Below are 16,129 nucleotides of genomic sequence, written 5' to 3' on the forward strand. Positions count from 1 at the left end.
CCTCTGCAGCTGACTTGAAATTGAAATTGATTGAAGTTGAGTTTGAGCTTACCTGTCCTCAAGCCGTCAAGGCTGAGGGCAACCCTCCGAGGGTTTGAGAGGCTTCCTCCTCCCCGAAGTAGAGATCCTTCTCTTTTTCAGAGGTGAGAGCCGAGACTGGCCCATCAAAGAAAACCTGCCCATCCTTGAAGGCAACAACTCGGTTGGCGTAATGGCGCACCATCTCCAGGTGATGCAGGGTCACTAGGAGCGGGATGCCTTGCCGACAAACCATTCCCAGCAGTAAATCCATGATCACCTGCGCATTTTTGGGATCCAAAGCCGAGATGGGTTCATCTGCCAGGATCAGCGCCGGCTCTTGGATCAAGGCGCGAGCAATGCCCACCCGCTGCTGCTGTCCCCCCGAAAGAGCATCGGCCCTCTGCCAGGCGTGCTCGAGAAGCCCCACCTCCTCCAGTAGCCTTTCTGCTTGGGCCAGATCTTGCTCCGAGAACTGCCGCAGCAAGCCCTGGGTAAGATTCAGGTGGGGCAGGCGCCCAATCAGGACGTTCTCCAAGACAGTCAGGCGGCCAATGAGCTGAAAAGTCTGGTAGATCATGCCCGTGCGCTTGCGCACCTGCTGTAGACCCTCTCCTCCACCTTCGTGGAGGGGGAAAGAGCCAACCCAGACTTTTCCAACGCTGGGCCTAACCATTCCCTTCAGGAGCTTAAGGAGGGTGGACTTCCCAGCGCCAGAGGGGCCAATCAGGGCCACAACCTGGGCTCCATCGCCAAACAGGTCGAGGCAAACCCCTCTTAGGGCAACTTTGTTTTTAAAGGTGACCCAGAGGTTTTCTACCCGGATGCGCATTGCTCTCCCTCGGCGCGTGAAAGCTCGGTATCAAACTTAGCAGCTTGACTTTAAGTCACAACTAAAACCAGGTTAAGCCCAGATTAAGATCCCCCTAGCGGCAACAAAAGCCGGGCTGGGCAGGAGAAGGTACCCTGGGGAGAGCTGGCTTTGCTATCTTGCTTTTTATGCTCTCTTTGGATTCCTGCCCTCTATGATTGCTGCCTCGGACTCCATCCCTTCAGCGGATCCGCCCCGCGCTCTTCTGCCGGAGGGGATCGCTCATCTAGACAGCCTCCGCTACAACGAACAGGGTTTGATCCCGGCCATTGTGCAGGACTACCTGGACGGGACGGTGCTGATGATGGCCTGGATGAACCGGGAATCGCTGCAGAAAACGCTGGAGACAGGCCGCACCTGGTTCTGGAGCCGCTCCCGCCAGGCGTTCTGGCCCAAGGGGGAAACTTCTGGCCATGTGCAGTGGGTCAAACAAATCCGCTACGACTGCGACAGCGACGCGCTGGTCATTTTGGTGGAGCAGGTGGGAGATGCGGCCTGCCACACAGGAGCGCGGAGCTGCTTCTTCCGCACCCTCCCAGAGAAGGAAGGGGATCCCATCCCGGCCGCCGATACCCTGTCGCAGGTGTTTGCCGTGATCAAGGCCCGCCAGGCGGATCCCCGTCCCGATTCCTACACCAGCAGCCTGCTGGCCAAGGGAGACAACGCCATCCTGAAAAAACTCGGCGAGGAGACGGCTGAAGTGGTGATGGCGGCAAAAGAGGGGGACAAGACCGCCCTGGCCCGCGAGGTGGCGGATCTCTGGTACCACTGCCTCGTGGCTCTTGCTCACTATCAGGTGGATATTCGGGATGTCTATCGCCAACTCCAAGCCCGTCGTTCCCCTCAGTGAAGGGGCTCTGTCCGAGAAGGGGGAGCCGCTTTTGGAGGAGATGGATCACCCCCCACCGTTAGATCAACCGATAGCCAAGATCCACTTGGATGTGCAGGCTGGGCGACGGGGCCAAGTGGATCTGGAGACCGATCGGGAGACTTTGGCCCGTTACCTGCGCGGCCATGGCCAGTGGATCCAGCGCTGCTTCCGGCCATTGCAGGTGGAGCCCCTCTCTGCCGACACCTACAAGCTGCAGTTTTTCCGCATGGGTGGGCTGGGGTTTGAGCTGGAGCCCTGCTTTGGGGTGAAGATCTGGCCGGAGGAAGATTACCTGTTTCGGCTGACTTCGACTGAGCTGCCGGGGGAGGCCGCCCTGCCCTATCGGGTAGATTGCCAGGCCAGTTTCCGGCTGGAGGAGCTACCGGGATCCCCTGCCACTACCCGCGTCCACTGGGATCTTCATCTCGATATCCGGCTGCATTTGCCCAAGTTTTTGCAAGTCCTGCCGCGCAAGTTGGTTCAGAGAGTGGGCAGCCAGGTGGTGCAGCAGGTTACCCGCAGCCTCAGCGATCGCTTTACCCACAATGTCTGCAGCGATTTCTATTGCTCCATTGGCCGTCCCCATCACTCCTATCGCTTGGTTGTGGTGGAAGACAAGGCGTGATACCCTATGGGTCAACGTGAGTGAGTTGTCGGTCAGCTTGCTCCGGCAACCGGTGATGGGGTTCACCGTAACCGCCTCAGGCAGGTTCTAAGAATTCTCTAAATCCAAGGCTGAGGCTGATGACTCCTACTCTTCTGGGCAGATCCAGGGGGTGGGAGTCTTTGATCTTGGGTTACCACCCCACAGCCCCCAAGGCTCTACTTCCCTCTGGGCTGCCCTTCACTACCCGGACGGCAAAGAGAGAGGTTTTGTTGATGCTGGGCAGTTGGCTGTGGATTTTAGGGATGGGCTTTTTTGTCGGCCAGATTGGGGGCCGGCTGGGGATGCCGCCGCTAGTGGGGATGATTCTGGTCGGGATCCTGTTGCAAGAGGTCTTGTCCCCAGAGCTGTTGGCGGCAGCCGGGGATCTGCGCCTAGTGGCCGTCACGATCATCCTCATGAGGGCGGGCCTGGGGCTGGATTGGGAAAAGCTGGCCCAGCAGGGATCCGTGGCCCTGCGGCTGGGGTTTTTGCCGGCAGCCTGTGAGGCGGTGGCAGTGGCGCTCTTGAGCCGCTGGATCCTGGGGCTGGACTGGGGGACGGGGCTGCTTTTGGGCTGCGTGCTCGGGGCGGAGTCGCCGGCGGTGATTGTGCCAGGGATGCTGCGCCTCAAGAGCCTGGGCTGGGGGGTGACCAAAGGGATCCCGGACGCCATTTTGACCGGCAGCGCCCTTTCCGATGTGCTGCTGTTGCTGGGCTTTAGCCTGTTGCTGAGCTTTTTGGGGCAGGGATCTGCCCAGAGCCTTCGCCTGCAGTGGCTGCCGTTCCAGGTGGGGATGGAGATCCTGCTGGGGGTGGCGGTGGGCTACCTGGGGGCGCGGGTTTTGGTGGCCCTCTTGGTACAGCAGAACTGGACTCGCAACAGTACGCAAGAGGTGCTGCTGGCGGCCTGCCTGACGCTGGGCTTGGTGCTGGCGTCGCAGGTGTGGCCCTATTTTTCCGGCTACCTGGCGGTGATGGCCCTAGGGTTTTTCCTCGTCCAACTGGATGGGCCGCTGGCGCGGCGGCTGCGGCTTGGGTTCGACGCCCTCTGGACGGTGGCGGAGATCGTGCTGTTTGTCCTGCTGGGAGCCTCTTTGGATCTGCAGGTACTGGGATCCCTGCTCTTGCCCGGTTTGCTGCTTTTGACCCTGAGCCTGCTGTTGGGCCGGGGCCTGGGCTGGTGGCTTTCCACCCTGGGGAGCAACTGGAACTGGCGGGAGCGGCTCTTTTTGCTGCCGGGCAACATGGCCAAAGCCACGGTGCAGGCGGCCATCGGCGGCATCCCCTTAGCCCAGGGGATCCCCGGCGGGGAGACAATCCTCGCCCTAGCGGCCCTGTCGATTTTGACCACAGCACCCCTAGGGGCCTGGCTAACCCAGGTTTTTGCCCCTCGCCTATTGGAAAAGGGAGAAGTGGATCCCACCAAGGTGGGCAGCCAGGGTAAGGTGAGCTTCTTGGCCGCTGTGGATACCTCTCCCTTGGCTGAGGCGGTGCTGCGCAAGGCAGCGGATCTGGCGCGGCGGGTGGATGGGGATGTGATTGTGCTCCATGTTACCGATGAGCCCCAGGGGAAGGGGGTGGAAGCGTTGCGGCAGCTTGCCCAGCGTCTTTTGGCGGATATTCGCCACGAATTTTGCCCGGCTTCTGGCCCCCTGGCGGAGACCATCGTGGATGTGGCCCAGGAGCGGCAGGTTACCGACATAGTCATGGGCAAGCGGGGCCACCGCCCCTGGGAGCAAGTGTTGGTGGGATCCACTTCCCAAGCAGTGTTGGAGACCAGCTCCATTCCGGTGATTTTGGTAGAGGAAGAGGATTTTGGAAAGAGAGGGATCCCCATTCTCGAAGGCGAAAAAAGCTGAGGATCCTCCTTTTTCTCTGGCTGAGTTCTCTATTTAGGTTCATTGATTCGCAATCTCATTGGAATAGCTGCAATACTACATAGTATCGACCGGGTAGGCGCGAATGGCTGCATCTACTGTTGCAATGGTCAATCCATTTTGTAGAGCTTGGCAGATAAGGATTCTGTCGAACGGATCCCGGTGTAGTAGCGGAAGCTTAGCTAGTTGAGCTACACTATCCTCATCAAGGTCAAGACTGGCAATTTGATGTAGGTTTCTTTGTTTGGGTAAGTAAGTTGCAGGATGCTCCGGCAAAGGTAGCTTGCCCAACTGGTGTTTAACAGTGGCTTCCCAGATTGAGATTACGCTCAGGTAAACCTGATTGTTTGCATCGCGAATTGCGTCTCGAAGATGCTCTGAAAGTCGATTGCTACCGCTGATAAACCATAAAAAGATATGTGTATCTAGAAGAATTCTCATTGGCTCTCAAATGCGTTGAGAACATCTTCTGGCAAAGGAGCGTCGAAATCATCTGGAACGACAAATTCACCCGCACACAGACCAAACGGGCGTAACCGCTGACTACTGGAGATAGGTCTGAGCTCAGCGATAGGCTTGCCCGACTTAACAATGACAAGAGTTTTACCCGTCTCCACTTGATGAAGGTACTTTAGGGGATCACGTTGAATTTCATCAACAGTTACAATTGACATCGACTTAGCTCATCTAACTCACTATACTCAAGATACTCAATGGGCAAGCAATCTCTCAAAACTCGATCACCTGAAGCCATCTGGGTAAAAATCCTTGACTAACTGGCTTGATTTGTCCTTCAGCAAAGATGCAAGCCTCCCCATCGAAGTCAAAACCTCGCTCCTCAGCCGCCTACCTTAGAGTACCAGGTACTACACCATGTTCCGCATCAACAGCAATAGCCTAGATCTGACTCAACGCCGAGGAGCTGCTTATGTCCGATTTCCCTTCTGCGTGGCGCTTTATTGTTTTGCTGGGGATCGTCAGCCTCTGCGCCGACGCCACCTATGAGGGGGCCCGCAGCATCTCCGGAGCTTTTTTGGGATCCCTGGGGGCCAGCGGCACGGTGGTGGGCCTGGTGGCCGGCGGGGGGGAGCTGCTGGCCTATGGGCTGCGCCTGGGCGTGGGCTACTGGAGCGACCGGCTCAGTAGGGATCCCGTGCACCGCAGTCGAGGGCAGTGGCAGCTCACCACCCTGGGCTATGTCCTCAACACGGCGGTGATCCCCGCTCTGGCCTGGGTGAGCAGTTGGCCTGGGGCTGCTTTGCTTTTGCTGGCCGAGCGCCTGGGCAAAGGGATCCGCACCCCGCCACGGGACCTGTTGCTCTCCCATGCGGCGCTGCAGGTGGGCCAGGGCATTGGGTTTGGCCTGCACGAGACCTTGGATCAAATTGGGGCGGTGGGAGGGCCGCTGCTGGTGGCAGGAATGGTTGCCGCCGGCTACGGGTTCCAAGGCGCATTCTTGGCCTTGGGGATCCCGGCGGCCCTGGGGCTGGGGGTGCTGGGGCTGGCCCAATGGCTGTATCCCACCCCGCGCGACTTTGAGCCGGAGCCGGAAACCGCTCCAGCAAAAGGCTTTTCCAGGGTCTTTTGGCTCTATCTCACAGCAGCGGCCTGTGTGGCCATGGGGTTTGCCGACTTTTCCCTCATTGCCCTGCACCTGCAGCAGCAAGGTGGCGAGGCGGCAGGGATCCCCTTGCTCTACGCCCTGGCCATGGGGGTGGATGCCCTAGCCGCCCTGGGCTGGGGCTGGCTATTTGACCGCCTGGGGCTGGGGAGCCTGTTGGGGGCGGTGGTCCTGTCTGCCGGTTTTGCGCCGCTGGCCTTTTCCGGCAGCTACGGGCTGACGGTGGTGGGCATGCTGCTCTGGGGGATTGGCCTGGGCGCCCAGGAATCGGTCATGAAGGCAGCAGTGGCCGGCATAGTGGCCCCTGAGACAAGAGGCTTTGCCTTTGGGCTGTTTACCAGCATCTACGGCCTGGCCTGGTTTTTGGGCAGCGCCCTGATGGGGGTGCTCTACGATCTCTTTCTCCCCGCTTTGGTCATCTTCTCGGTAGCCGCTCAAGCCGCGGGGGCAGCTATCCTCTTGGTCTTAATCCTAAGGGGACAGGCTGGGGCCGGGCGATGAAAAAGCCCTGCACCAGATCTACGCCGCGGTCGCGCACCCACTGCAGCTCTCCTGCCGTTTCGATCCCTTCCGCCAGGGTAGTGATCCTCAGCTTTTGAGCCAGCTCCAGCAGTTTCTCGGCAATCACCGCCTTATAGGGATCCCGATCGACGCCGCGAATGAGCTCCCTATCCAGCTTGATGAGATCCGGCTGCACCTGGTGCAACAGGTTCAGGGATCCGTAGCCGGCGCCCAGGTCATCCAGCGCCACCCGAAAGCCCGCCTGCCGATAGAAGCGCAAAATCCGCTGCAAGTGGTCCAAATCGGGGCTGCGGTCGGATTCGTTGACCTCAAACACCACCCGCTGGGGCGGGATCCCGGCGCGGCTGATGGCCCAGACGGTGGAGCGCAGGCAAAAGGCCGGGTCGTAGATAGCCGTAGGGCTGAAGTTGATGAAGAGATCCCCTTGTAAGCGGTGCTGGGTGGCCGCGGCAATGGCCGTGCGGCGGGCGGCCAAGTCCAAGTGGTAGAGCAGCCCGGCCTCGCGGGCCATGGCAAAGAGCAAGCCCGGCCCAATCACCTTGCCCTCTTTGTCCAACCCCCGCACCAGCGCCTCGTGGCCCACCACACAAGTGGGATCCCACCCCCCGACAATGGGCTGAAAGTAGGTGGTGAGACGGTTTTCCTTCAACACTTCCAGCAAAAGCTCAGCTTGGGTGCGGTGGAACAACTGCAGCAGTGACTCCACCCGGGCGCAATCTTGCCAGTAGGGATCCCTATCTCCGGCCAAAAACAGGGCGCGGCTGGCCCGCATCTCTTCTTGCGAGAGAATATCAGCCATTGTCTCCAGGGTCTTCTTAAGGGCTCCCTGGGCAATGGCAACAACTAGGCCAAGGTCTTGCAAAAGTTGAACGGGAACCTCTGTCTTGGCCTCCAGGGCCCGCCAGAGCTTCTGGTGGGTATGAGGAGTGGGCAGCCAGAGAAATAGGCGCCCTGCCTCCTGCAGAAAGGCGGGCAGAGCTGGGCAGTCGGGGCAAGACATAGATCTGCAGGGAGTAGCTAGAGGCAGTCCCCCCGACAGTATGCCTTAGCTCTCTTAGAAATTGCCAAAAGTTGTCAATCAAAAGAAAAGTGTCAAAACTGATCCTTCATACCCCGCAGCCGGGCAAAGACCCGCACCGGATCTTGAACGCCGGTGGCCGCCTGCAGAGCCGGCTGATCCCAGCGCAAAAAAGGATTGGTGCGGCGCTCTTCGCCAATGGTGCTGGGCACCGTCGGGGATCCCGCCTGGCGCAGCGCCACCACCTGCTGATAGCGCGCCTGCAAGTCGGGGTTGTCCCCATCCACCGTCAAGGCAAACTTGAGGTTGTTCAAGGTGTATTCGTGGGCACACCACACCCGCGTCGGTTCAGGTAACTGGCGCAGTTGATCCAGGGATCCCAGCATTTGCTCTGGGGTGCCTTCAAAGAGTCGCCCGCATCCCCCAGCAAACAGAGTATCGCCACAGAAGAGATCCCCGCTTTCGGGGAAGTAGTAGGCAACATGTCCCCGCGTATGGCCAGGCACAAACAACACCTTCGCCTGCCGGCCCGCAAATTCCACCGTCTCTCCCGCCTGCAGCTCCACCCTCTGGCCAGGGATCCGCCCTCGATCCACCTGGCTGCCGTAGACGACGGCGCGGGGGTAGCGGGCCACAAGTTGCAGGTTGCCCCCCACATGGTCGTGGTGGTGGTGGGTGTTGAAGATGGCCACCAGCTCCGCCCCCAGCTCGGCCAATTTGTCCAGCACGGGCTCGGCCACTGCCGGATCCACCACTGCTGCCGTTGCCGTCTCGGGATCGTAGAGCAGATAGATGTAGTTGTCGCGCAGGGCAGGCAGTTGCAGAATGCGCATGGCCGGCTAGTCCTCAAAAATGGCCTGTTCTACATCCTGGCGGCTGAGGGAGTAGGGGAAAGACAGGGTTTTCGTGTTGCCATCCGGGTAGGTGTAGCGCACCCAGATGCTGGTCTCTTCTAGGCGCAGGCAGGCTTTCCAGCCCGGCCGCTCGCAAAACCATTGCTCCACATCCTTTGGGTCGCGGGTGCAGCCTTGCTCCTCCAGCCAGCGTTCGATGGCGTGGAGCGGGTGATTGTAGAGAGGTGTGGTGGCAGGGGGCAAAGGCATGGTGAGATTCAAACGCGCGCAGAGAAGCCGTCAAACTAGACAAAAGTTAACAGCCTATTCCATTCAAGCACTTGATCCATGGGAAGCTCCGAGCACTTTGTCTGAGCCTCATCCCCAAGCAACCGGAGTTGGTTAGCCCACCCCGCCCTCCCGTAGCCAGGCCAAAGCAACCGCCAACACCAAACACGCCACGAAGGTGGATCCCATCAGCAGCAGGGCACAGAGCTCGCCCGCCGAGAGAGGCCGGGTTTCCATGCGCAGCTCGAGAGAATCCAGATCTGAGGATCCCGTTATACTGAGGGAGCCCATGTTGGTCGTCATCGCCCGCAGGCTGGCATCGTAGATGGCCCGTTTTGCCGGGTTGCTGAGCACGAGATAAGCTTCCTGCAGCTCTTGGAAGCAGCGAATGGCCACTTCCGGGGCCAGGGGGGAAGTGTCGGGGTGGTAGCGTTTGCTCAACTGCCGATAGGCCCGCCGAATGGCCTCAGGAGATGCCCCTGGAGACAGGCCCAACCGTTGGTAGTAGGTGAGGGAAGTCAACGAGCGCATGCAAGCTGATCTCGACTAAGTGAGACGGTGGGGACAGCAGAACGCTTCTCCAAGGAGCTGAGCTTTGATCCAGTGTAATCACTTGGCCAGCCGTCGGGATCCCCTGAGCATGGCTCTATTCTTCTTCCTCTTCTTCCGACTTGGCTTTGGGGTAGTAGAAGCCGGTGTTGCGACCGCTCAAAATTGAACGCCCAATGGTCATTGCCCGCTGGGCCTGGAGCTTGGCTTTGCCCAGCCAAACGGCATACCGCCTGCGACTGCGGGCTTTCGAGGTTTTCTTCTTAGGAACAGCCATAGCTTGTACAAGAACACAGCCTTACTAGGCTAGCACTGAGCTTGCACCGTCGATCCCGGCTTTGTTTCGTCAAGTAGTCTATTAGCAGTTGACTCCAGAGAGAGCGAGCATCTCCGCACAATAGGGTTGAGATGGGTCAACTCTTCTACGCAAACCTTCTCAATCCCTTTTCCCGGCAGCCTTGGAGTCGATAGAGTATAGGACATCTTCTGGAACAGGCGGCCAGGTGATATCGGTCACCCCCCGGAAGCTCTTTTGGGTGCAAGCTAAGAATGGACTGTGGCCACTTCCTCGATCCAGGAGATCGCTCAACCATGCGCAACCTCTTTTCCATCTTGTTGTTCGGGATCCCGCTGCTGAGCTTGGGTTGGACGGGGATCCCAGTGGCTGCCCAATCCACCAATCCGGAGCTGTGCCAGAAGTTTCCCCAAGACCTTCGCTGCAATCTCTCTGCCCCCAGCCAGGTAGGACAAGCGCCTCAACCCAGCACTCGCCCGCGCGTTGCGGTTTTGGATTTTGATTTCAGCAGCCTCAGCAATTCCTACAGCCTGCGCGAGGCTTCCCGGGGGGTGAGCGATCTGCTGGTGGATCGGCTGGTGAGAGATGGCACTTTTTCTGTTATCGAGCGCTCGCGGCTAGACGCGATCTTGGCCGAGCAGAACTTGGGGCTATCGGGGCGGTTGGATGCCAACACCGCCGCTCAGGTGGGCCGGATCCTCGGGGTCGATGCGGTGATCCTCGGCAGTGTTACCCAGTTCGATGTGTCGGTGCGCCGTTCCGGCGGTGGGGCGCCGGTCTTAACCCCCTTCGGCAGCTTTCCGCTGGCGGTGGGGGCCGAGTCGGTGGATGCCGATGCCAACGTGCAGCTCAATGCCCGCCTGGTGAGCACCAGCACGGCCGAGATCTTGGCCGTGGTCGAGGGCCGGGGCAACGCCAGCCAGTCGGATAGCACGGTCACGGTTGCCGGCTTTGGCGGGGGATCCGCCACCAGTAACGAAGAAAAGCTGCTGGTTTTGGCCAGCCAGCAGGCGGTGGAGCAAATTGCCCAGCAGTTGGCCGGTTTTGCCAGTCGCTTGGCGGCCCAGCCCCGCTCTTTGCCGACCATCGATGCCTTGGTGGCGGATGTCTACGGCAATCAGGTGATCTTGAACAAAGGCAGCCGCGACGGCTATCGCGTGGGCCTGATCCTTTCTGTGGAGCGCGTCGTTCGCGAGGTTAAGGATCCGGCCACAGGAGCAGTCCTGCGCAAATTGACCGAGCCAGCCGGCCAAATTCAACTGACAGAGGTGGATCAGGGATCCAGTGTGGGCCGCATTCTCAGCGGCACAGGCTTTAAGGTGGGAGATGTAGCCAAGCCTCTCCAGTAAACTCCCAACGCTCTATCTTCAAGACCCTTCAATCGGGGCAAAGCCCTGGCGTTGAATATTTTCGGTAACGGTGCGCGGCTCCAGAAATTGCAGCAGGTAGTCGGGGCCACCGGCTTTGGATCCCACGCCGGAGAGCTTGAAGCCGCCAAAGGGCTGCCGCTCGACCAAAGCGCCGGTGATCTCGCGGTTGATGTAGAGGTTGCCGACAGCAAAGTCTTGGCGGGCCTGTTGGATGTGGGAAGGAGTGCGGCTGTAGACGCCGCCGGTGAGAGCGTAGGGAGTGGCATTGGCCAGCTCCAGGGCAGAGGAGAAATCCGCTGCCGCAATCACCGCCAGAACCGGTCCAAACAGCTCCCGCTGTGCCAGTTCCGATTGGGGATCCACCTGGCTAAACACCGTGGGGCCGACGAAGTAGCCTTTTTCCGGCACGGGCAGGCTGAGTTCCAAGCGGGCGTAGGCTTGGGCCGCTTGAATGGCCTGTTGCAGGCGGGCTTGGGCCTCGGCATCGATCACCGGGCCGACCTGGGTGCTAGGATGAGCCGGATCCCCCACGTTTAACGACCGCACCGCCTCGATCAACCGCCCCAAGAACAGGTCGTGGATCGACTGCAAGACAATGGCCCGCGAGCAGGCGGAGCATTTTTGGCCACTGTAGCCAAAAGCAGAGTTAACCACCCCCTTCACCGCCAGATCCAGGTCGGCGCTTTCATCCACAAGGATGGCGTTTTTGCCGCCCATCTCGGCAATCACCCGCTTGATGTGGTGCTGTCCCGGTTGCAATTGCGCCGCCTGGGCAAGGATCTGGCAGCCCACCGCCTGGGATCCAGTGAAGGCAATCAAATGTACCCGTGGATCTTGCACCAGGAGAGGGCCGATCTCTTCCCCAACTCCTGGCAGAAATTGAAAGACGCCTTCCGGGATCCCGGCTTCGGCGAGGGCCTTGAGGATGAAGCCTGCCAGCTTGGCGGCGACCAGCGAAGATTGCTCTGCCGGCTTGAGGAGCACGCAGTTTCCAGCCACCAAAGCCGCCATCGCCATGCCACAGGGGATGGAGAGAGGAAAGTTCCAAGGGGCGATCACCACCGCCACACCGCGGGGCTGGTAGTGGTAATGGTTGGTTTCACCGGGCAGGTTGCACGCCCGTCCTCGATCCAGAGCCTCCATCTGCTGGGCGTAGTAGCGGCAGAAGTCGATGGCCTCGGAAATCTCCCCATCGGCCTGGGCGATGGGCTTGCCCACCTCCAGCACCATCCAGGCGGCCAGCTCTGCCCGTTGAGCCTCGATTTGCTCCGCCACCCGCCGCAGGATCCCCGCCCTCACGGCCACAGGTGTGCGCCGCCAGCGGGGAAAGCTGGCCTGGGCCGCCCGCAGGGCTTGCTCCACCTGTGCGGGACTGGCCAACCCAATCTCACCCACCACTTGCTCGGGATCGGCAGGGTTTAGAGAAGGAATAGACTGTCGGGTTGGGCGATATTCTCCGGCAATCCAGGGCTGAACTGTCTGGCCCAGTTGCGTTTGAACTTTTTGCAGGGCCTGAAAAAAGGGATCCCGCTGCTGGGGCTGGCTGAAATCCGTATCGGCAGCCGCGACAAACGAGAGGGAAGGTGGCTGAAACATGGATCCCTCCTCCAAGACAGGGGGGGCCAACAACTGTTCGGCGTCGTAGCCCTGGACACTTTGCCGCAGGAAGGACGTATTGGCGGTATTTTCCAGCAAACGCCGAATCAGATAAGCCATGCCCGGCAGCAGCTCTCCATAGGGACAGTACACCCGCACCCGCTGTCCCTTCTGCACCAGGGCCTTGGCCAAGGGGTCGGCCATGCCGTAGAGCACCTGCAGCTCAAAAGCAGACTGAGGTACCTCCAGCGCCTGGGCGATGGCAATGGCTTTGGCCTGAGAACGCACATTGTGGCTGGCAATGGCGGCACGCAGATGGGTGTGGTGCTCTAACAAAAGCTGGGTCAGGCGCTCAAAATTGGCGTCGGTGGCGGCTTTGTCGTTGTAAACCGGCTGCGGCCAGTGCTTTTGCGCCGCCAGGATGGTCTCTTGATCCCAGTAGGCGCCCTTGACCAGGCGCACTGTCACCGGGGATCCCCGCTCTTTGGCCCAGGCGATCAGGTTTTGCAAATCGGTGTAGCTATCCCGCAGGTAGGCTTGTAGGGTCAGGCCAATGTCGGTGCGGCTGCGGAACTCCGGCTCCAGCAGCAGCTCCTGTAAAATGGCCAGGGTAAGGGATTTGTAGCGGTACTGCTCCATATCAAAGTGGATCCCGACTCCCAGGGCCTCGCCCCGGCGCAACAGGATGCGGATCCGTTCTCCCACCTTGGCTTTGGCCCCTGCCGGGTCGATGGGGTCGAACTGGGAATAGAAGGCCGTCAGCTTCACCGACACTTGGGGCATAGGCTGCGGCTGCGGCCAGGTTTTGACCACCTTTGCCAATTGCTCCATCGCCTGTAGGTAGCGCTCCAGGTAGGATTGGGCTTCGGCTTCGGTGAGGACGGCTTCCCCCAGCAAATCCAGGGTAAAAGCCATGCCTTGGCGGTGCAGAGTTTCCAGCGTTTGGCTCACCTGCTGCAGGGTTTCTCCGGCAATGTAGCGACGGGCCAGGGCTTCTACAGCAGCGGTGAGGGTGCTGGCGGCCAACTGTCCAGGCAGAGAATGGGGGTCGGCAAAGTTGAGTAGGTTTTTCAGTATCCCCGGCAACTCTACTGCCGGATCCAAGAGATACTCTTGAAGATGGCGAGCCATCTCTGCTTTGCTTTTCAGGCTGGGCAAAACATCGATCAAGCGGAACAACTGGGTGCGCAAATGGGGGTTCTCCATCGCCCAGGCCAGCAGCCTGTCCTCCCAACGCAGTTGATCCCGCCATTGGGCCAGCAGGGATCTCCCCTCGCCCCGAACGGAATTCAACAGAGACTGGGCAAGTGCTTGGGTTTGAGCCTCATAGGCGAGAGGAGCAGCTTGGGCAACCATAGGGCAATCGGAAGTAGAGCTGGCGGGATCCTACTATCCTGTCACGGACGGGATTGAGCCTGAGCTAGATTTTGATAAAGATGATAGTTTCGACGGCCCTAACAGGGCCACTGCGGGGCCTTAAACACCACGAGCAAGACAGTTAAAACCATTTGGATACAGGAGAGCTATGCGGGCTTTTGTTGCAGGGGCTACGGGAGAAACGGGGCGGCGCATCGTCAAAGAGTTGGTGGGCCGCGGCATCCCGGTACGGGCGCTGGTGCGCAGCCGCGAGCTGGCCGCACAGGTTTTGCCCCCCGAAGCAGAAGTGGTGGTGGGAGATGTGCTGGACCCGGCCACGCTAAGGGCCGGCATGGAGGGATGCACGGTGGTACTCTGTGCTACAGGAGCTAGGCCCAGTTGGGATCCCTTGCAGCCCTACCGAGTGGATTATGAAGGCACCAAGAACTTAGTGGATGTGGCCAAAGCCCAAGGGATCCAACACTTTGTTTTGATTTCTTCTCTGTGCGTGTCCCAGTTGTTCCACCCCCTCAACCTGTTTTGGCTGATCTTGGTGTGGAAAAAACGGGCGGAAGAATACTTGCAAAACAGCGGCCTCACCTACACCATCATTCGGCCAGGGGGCCTGAAAAACCAGGACAACGAGGATGGCATTGTCCTCTCCCAAGCTGACACTCTCTTCGAGGGCAGCATCCCTCGCCTCAAAGTAGCTCAAGTGGCTGTTGAAAGCCTATTTCAGCCGGCAGCAAAAAACCGCATCTTCGAGATCATCGCTAAGCCCGGCGTTCCCAGGCGGGAGTGGAGTGACCTCTTTGCCCTAGCAGGATAGGCCCTACGCTTCCCAGCTCCCCTCTCCCCTTGTGGGAGAGAAACCGGGGGGGAGTGGACAAAGTGTCTTAATCTTGTTTGAAACGACTATGATCCTGTTCGCGGAGATCAAACCTTTTCAGTACAGGCGATGGAGTCTCGCATTTCTGTAAGAGAAGGACTAGAGAGTGGTGTATTTTCCTTTGACTCGCCTGATTCGACCTTCTTGTACGGCTCGCTCCAGCCATACTTTGGCCTGGCTTTCCTTAAGACCTAGATTTTTGCCAATTCTTTTGATCCTCTAGGAGCTTGGAGCTCTTCTAGGATCAGCGGCAGCACAGCACTGTAGACATCCTTGGTTGGGGGAGTGGAGATAATTCCAGGATCTGGGGTTGAGACCAGACTGGCTTGCTGGGTCAAGCGTGATTAATCGTCGGGAGGGGGAGGGGTTTGTGGGCTCGATTCAAATAGGCTTAATTGTTGGCGTTCCGAGCCTTTCTTTGAGAGGTGATGGTGGGGTTTATCGAGTATCTCTGTAAGCAAAGTTATTTCGGATAGGTCAGGGAAGGCGAACCCACCTCGCTTGAGCAGTTGGGTATTGCCGGGAGGTAAGGATCCCTGGGCACGGATAAAGACGGGAACTTGCCACTCTGGATAATGTTTAAGGGCTTCGGTTGCCCCCTTCCAGGTGCCACCATCGGCTTCGGAGCTGACAACCAGGGCAGCCTCGGCCAGGCAGTAGATGTATTTGTTACGCTGCATGGCCCGACTGGCCAGCCAACGCGCTTCGGGATCAAAAGGGCTAATTAAAACGAGCGATCCTTGACTGAGAGCAGGACGGAAATAGCTGCTGACGGACGCTTTGACAAGCGAATCAGCGACTACCCCAACAGCTTGTCCTCCTGAATCTAACGCTCTTAGCATAGCTTCTCGATCCACACCTCTTGCCCCACCGGAGATCACCGTCAAGCCGTCTCGAGCACAGAGTTCCCCAACCCTCTGGGCATACTCAATCGCATCCTTGTCGGCGTTACGGGATCCCACAATCGCTAATCCGCGTTGATGGAGAAGGGATTGATTGCCGATGCCATAGAGAATGGGCGGCGCCTTCTCCTTGAGCCGTTGCTTCAAGCGTTTGGGATAGTTCTCCTCAAGACGACAGAGTGTCCATATCCCCTGAGCCTGCCAGCGTTCGAGAACAAATCCCATCAGCCCGCCTCGGTTCAGTAACTTAAAAATTCGCTCCCAATCCATTTGAGGACTCAAGTTCCGCCAAAAGTCCTGATTTTTTTCTCTCAAGAGATCGGCAGGGCAGAGGTTTGAGTTTTTGAGGCAGGTGGCCAAGTGGTTGTACTCGCTAAGGGAAAGGGGTTGGATAGAATCGGATCCCAGTTGTCCAAAGCTGCTGCATAAGAGCAACACAGCTTGGCAATCAAGATCGAGAGGGACAGAGGTGAGAACCACAGGCTCTTTTTGCGAATACATGACACTCAATTTGTATCTGATAATTGGGGGCTTTAGCTATCTTTTGTGGTGTTACAGCCTGTTAAAGAATCAAGGGGTACAGTAGCAACACTTAGCAAACCAACTC

At 58.9% G+C, this 16,129-nt stretch carries 16 protein-coding genes and 1 riboswitch; of the genes, 6 read left to right on the forward strand and 10 right to left on the reverse strand.

Going from position 1 to position 16,129, the window contains the following annotated elements; translation table 11 throughout:
• Nucleotides 1-58 precede the first annotated feature (58 nt).
• Complete coding sequence (locus tag NW826_RS09390) at nt 59-850, reverse strand: phosphonate ABC transporter ATP-binding protein (protein WP_414509985.1); 792 nt, start codon at nt 848-850, stop codon at nt 59-61.
• Nucleotides 851-1,043: 193 nt separating this feature from the next.
• Between NW826_RS09390 and hisIE the strand changes: the two genes are divergently transcribed.
• From hisIE to NW826_RS09405, 3 genes are all read left to right on the forward strand, one after another.
• A complete protein-coding gene (gene hisIE, locus NW826_RS09395) occupies nt 1,044-1,739 on the forward strand; it encodes a bifunctional phosphoribosyl-AMP cyclohydrolase/phosphoribosyl-ATP diphosphatase HisIE (protein ID WP_414359316.1) in 696 nt (231 codons plus the stop codon).
• Nucleotides 1,699-2,385 (forward strand): DUF1997 domain-containing protein, encoded by a 687-nt coding sequence (locus NW826_RS09400; RefSeq protein WP_414509986.1) that lies wholly within the window; start codon nt 1,699-1,701, stop codon nt 2,383-2,385. The genes hisIE and NW826_RS09400 overlap by 41 nt, the downstream gene beginning before the upstream one ends.
• A gap of 42 nt (nt 2,386-2,427) precedes the next feature.
• Nucleotides 2,428-2,521, forward strand: a riboswitch (Fluoride riboswitch).
• A gap of 118 nt (nt 2,522-2,639) precedes the next feature.
• The gene (locus NW826_RS09405) at nt 2,640-4,265 is read left to right on the forward strand and encodes a cation:proton antiporter (protein ID WP_414509987.1); all 1,626 of its coding nucleotides are present in this window, start codon (nt 2,640-2,642) and stop codon (nt 4,263-4,265) included.
• Nucleotides 4,266-4,340: 75 nt separating this feature from the next.
• Here NW826_RS09405 and NW826_RS09410 read toward each other — a convergent pair whose 3' ends face one another.
• Together NW826_RS09410 and NW826_RS09415 are read right to left on the reverse strand one after the other, a co-directional pair.
• Complete coding sequence (locus NW826_RS09410; RefSeq protein WP_414336209.1) at nt 4,341-4,724, reverse strand: type II toxin-antitoxin system VapC family toxin; 384 nt, start codon at nt 4,722-4,724, stop codon at nt 4,341-4,343.
• Nucleotides 4,721-4,957, reverse strand: coding sequence for a type II toxin-antitoxin system Phd/YefM family antitoxin (locus tag NW826_RS09415; RefSeq protein ID WP_414336207.1), 237 nt, complete (start codon nt 4,955-4,957; stop codon nt 4,721-4,723). Before NW826_RS09415 ends, NW826_RS09410 begins: the two co-directional genes overlap by 4 nt.
• A gap of 254 nt (nt 4,958-5,211) precedes the next feature.
• Here NW826_RS09415 and NW826_RS09420 point away from each other — a divergent pair, with 254 nt between their 5' ends.
• Nucleotides 5,212-6,405: an MFS transporter gene (locus NW826_RS09420; protein ID WP_414509988.1), complete on the forward strand. Its 1,194-nt coding sequence runs from the start codon at nt 5,212-5,214 to the stop codon at nt 6,403-6,405.
• Here the strand turns inward: NW826_RS09420 and NW826_RS09425 are convergent.
• The 5 genes from NW826_RS09425 to NW826_RS09445 all read right to left on the reverse strand — a co-directional run bounded on the left by NW826_RS09425 (nt 6,356) and on the right by NW826_RS09445 (nt 9,391).
• Nucleotides 6,356-7,426: an EAL domain-containing protein gene (locus tag NW826_RS09425; protein WP_414509989.1), complete on the reverse strand. Its 1,071-nt coding sequence runs from the start codon at nt 7,424-7,426 to the stop codon at nt 6,356-6,358. The genes NW826_RS09420 and NW826_RS09425 overlap by 50 nt on opposite strands.
• 92 nt (nt 7,427-7,518) lie before the next feature.
• Nucleotides 7,519-8,277 carry a hydroxyacylglutathione hydrolase gene (gene gloB / locus NW826_RS09430; protein WP_414335175.1) on the reverse strand — a complete coding sequence of 253 codons (759 nt, stop codon included), beginning with the start codon at nt 8,275-8,277 and terminating at the stop codon, nt 7,519-7,521.
• A 6-nt stretch (nt 8,278-8,283) separates the two neighbouring features.
• Complete coding sequence (locus NW826_RS09435) at nt 8,284-8,547, reverse strand: DUF3143 domain-containing protein (protein WP_414335177.1); 264 nt, start codon at nt 8,545-8,547, stop codon at nt 8,284-8,286.
• A 132-nt stretch (nt 8,548-8,679) separates the two neighbouring features.
• Complete coding sequence (locus tag NW826_RS09440) at nt 8,680-9,096, reverse strand: J domain-containing protein (RefSeq protein WP_414335178.1); 417 nt, start codon at nt 9,094-9,096, stop codon at nt 8,680-8,682.
• A 115-nt stretch (nt 9,097-9,211) separates the two neighbouring features.
• The gene (locus tag NW826_RS09445) at nt 9,212-9,391 is read right to left on the reverse strand and encodes a 50S ribosomal protein L32 (protein ID WP_414335180.1); all 180 of its coding nucleotides are present in this window, start codon (nt 9,389-9,391) and stop codon (nt 9,212-9,214) included.
• A 314-nt stretch (nt 9,392-9,705) separates the two neighbouring features.
• Between NW826_RS09445 and NW826_RS09450 the strand changes: the two genes are divergently transcribed.
• The gene (locus NW826_RS09450; protein WP_414336882.1) at nt 9,706-10,758 is read left to right on the forward strand and encodes a CsgG/HfaB family protein; all 1,053 of its coding nucleotides are present in this window, start codon (nt 9,706-9,708) and stop codon (nt 10,756-10,758) included.
• Between the two features lie 18 nt (nt 10,759-10,776).
• Here NW826_RS09450 and pruA read toward each other — a convergent pair whose 3' ends face one another.
• Nucleotides 10,777-13,731, reverse strand: a complete 2,955-nt coding sequence (gene pruA / locus NW826_RS09455; RefSeq protein WP_414335183.1) for an L-glutamate gamma-semialdehyde dehydrogenase — start codon at nt 13,729-13,731, stop codon at nt 10,777-10,779.
• A 169-nt stretch (nt 13,732-13,900) separates the two neighbouring features.
• On the opposite strand from pruA, the gene NW826_RS09460 reads away from it, so the two are divergent.
• Nucleotides 13,901-14,560 (forward strand): SDR family oxidoreductase, encoded by a 660-nt coding sequence (locus NW826_RS09460; protein ID WP_414509990.1) that lies wholly within the window; start codon nt 13,901-13,903, stop codon nt 14,558-14,560.
• 404 nt (nt 14,561-14,964) lie between these two features.
• Here the strand turns inward: NW826_RS09460 and NW826_RS09465 are convergent, their stop codons facing one another.
• Complete coding sequence (locus NW826_RS09465; RefSeq protein ID WP_414509991.1) at nt 14,965-16,002, reverse strand: DNA-processing protein DprA; 1,038 nt, start codon at nt 16,000-16,002, stop codon at nt 14,965-14,967.
• Nucleotides 16,003-16,129 lie beyond the last annotated feature (127 nt).

The organism is Synechococcus sp. OH20 (assembly GCF_047502685.1).
Classification (GTDB): domain Bacteria; phylum Cyanobacteriota; class Cyanobacteriia; order Thermostichales; family Thermostichaceae; genus Thermostichus.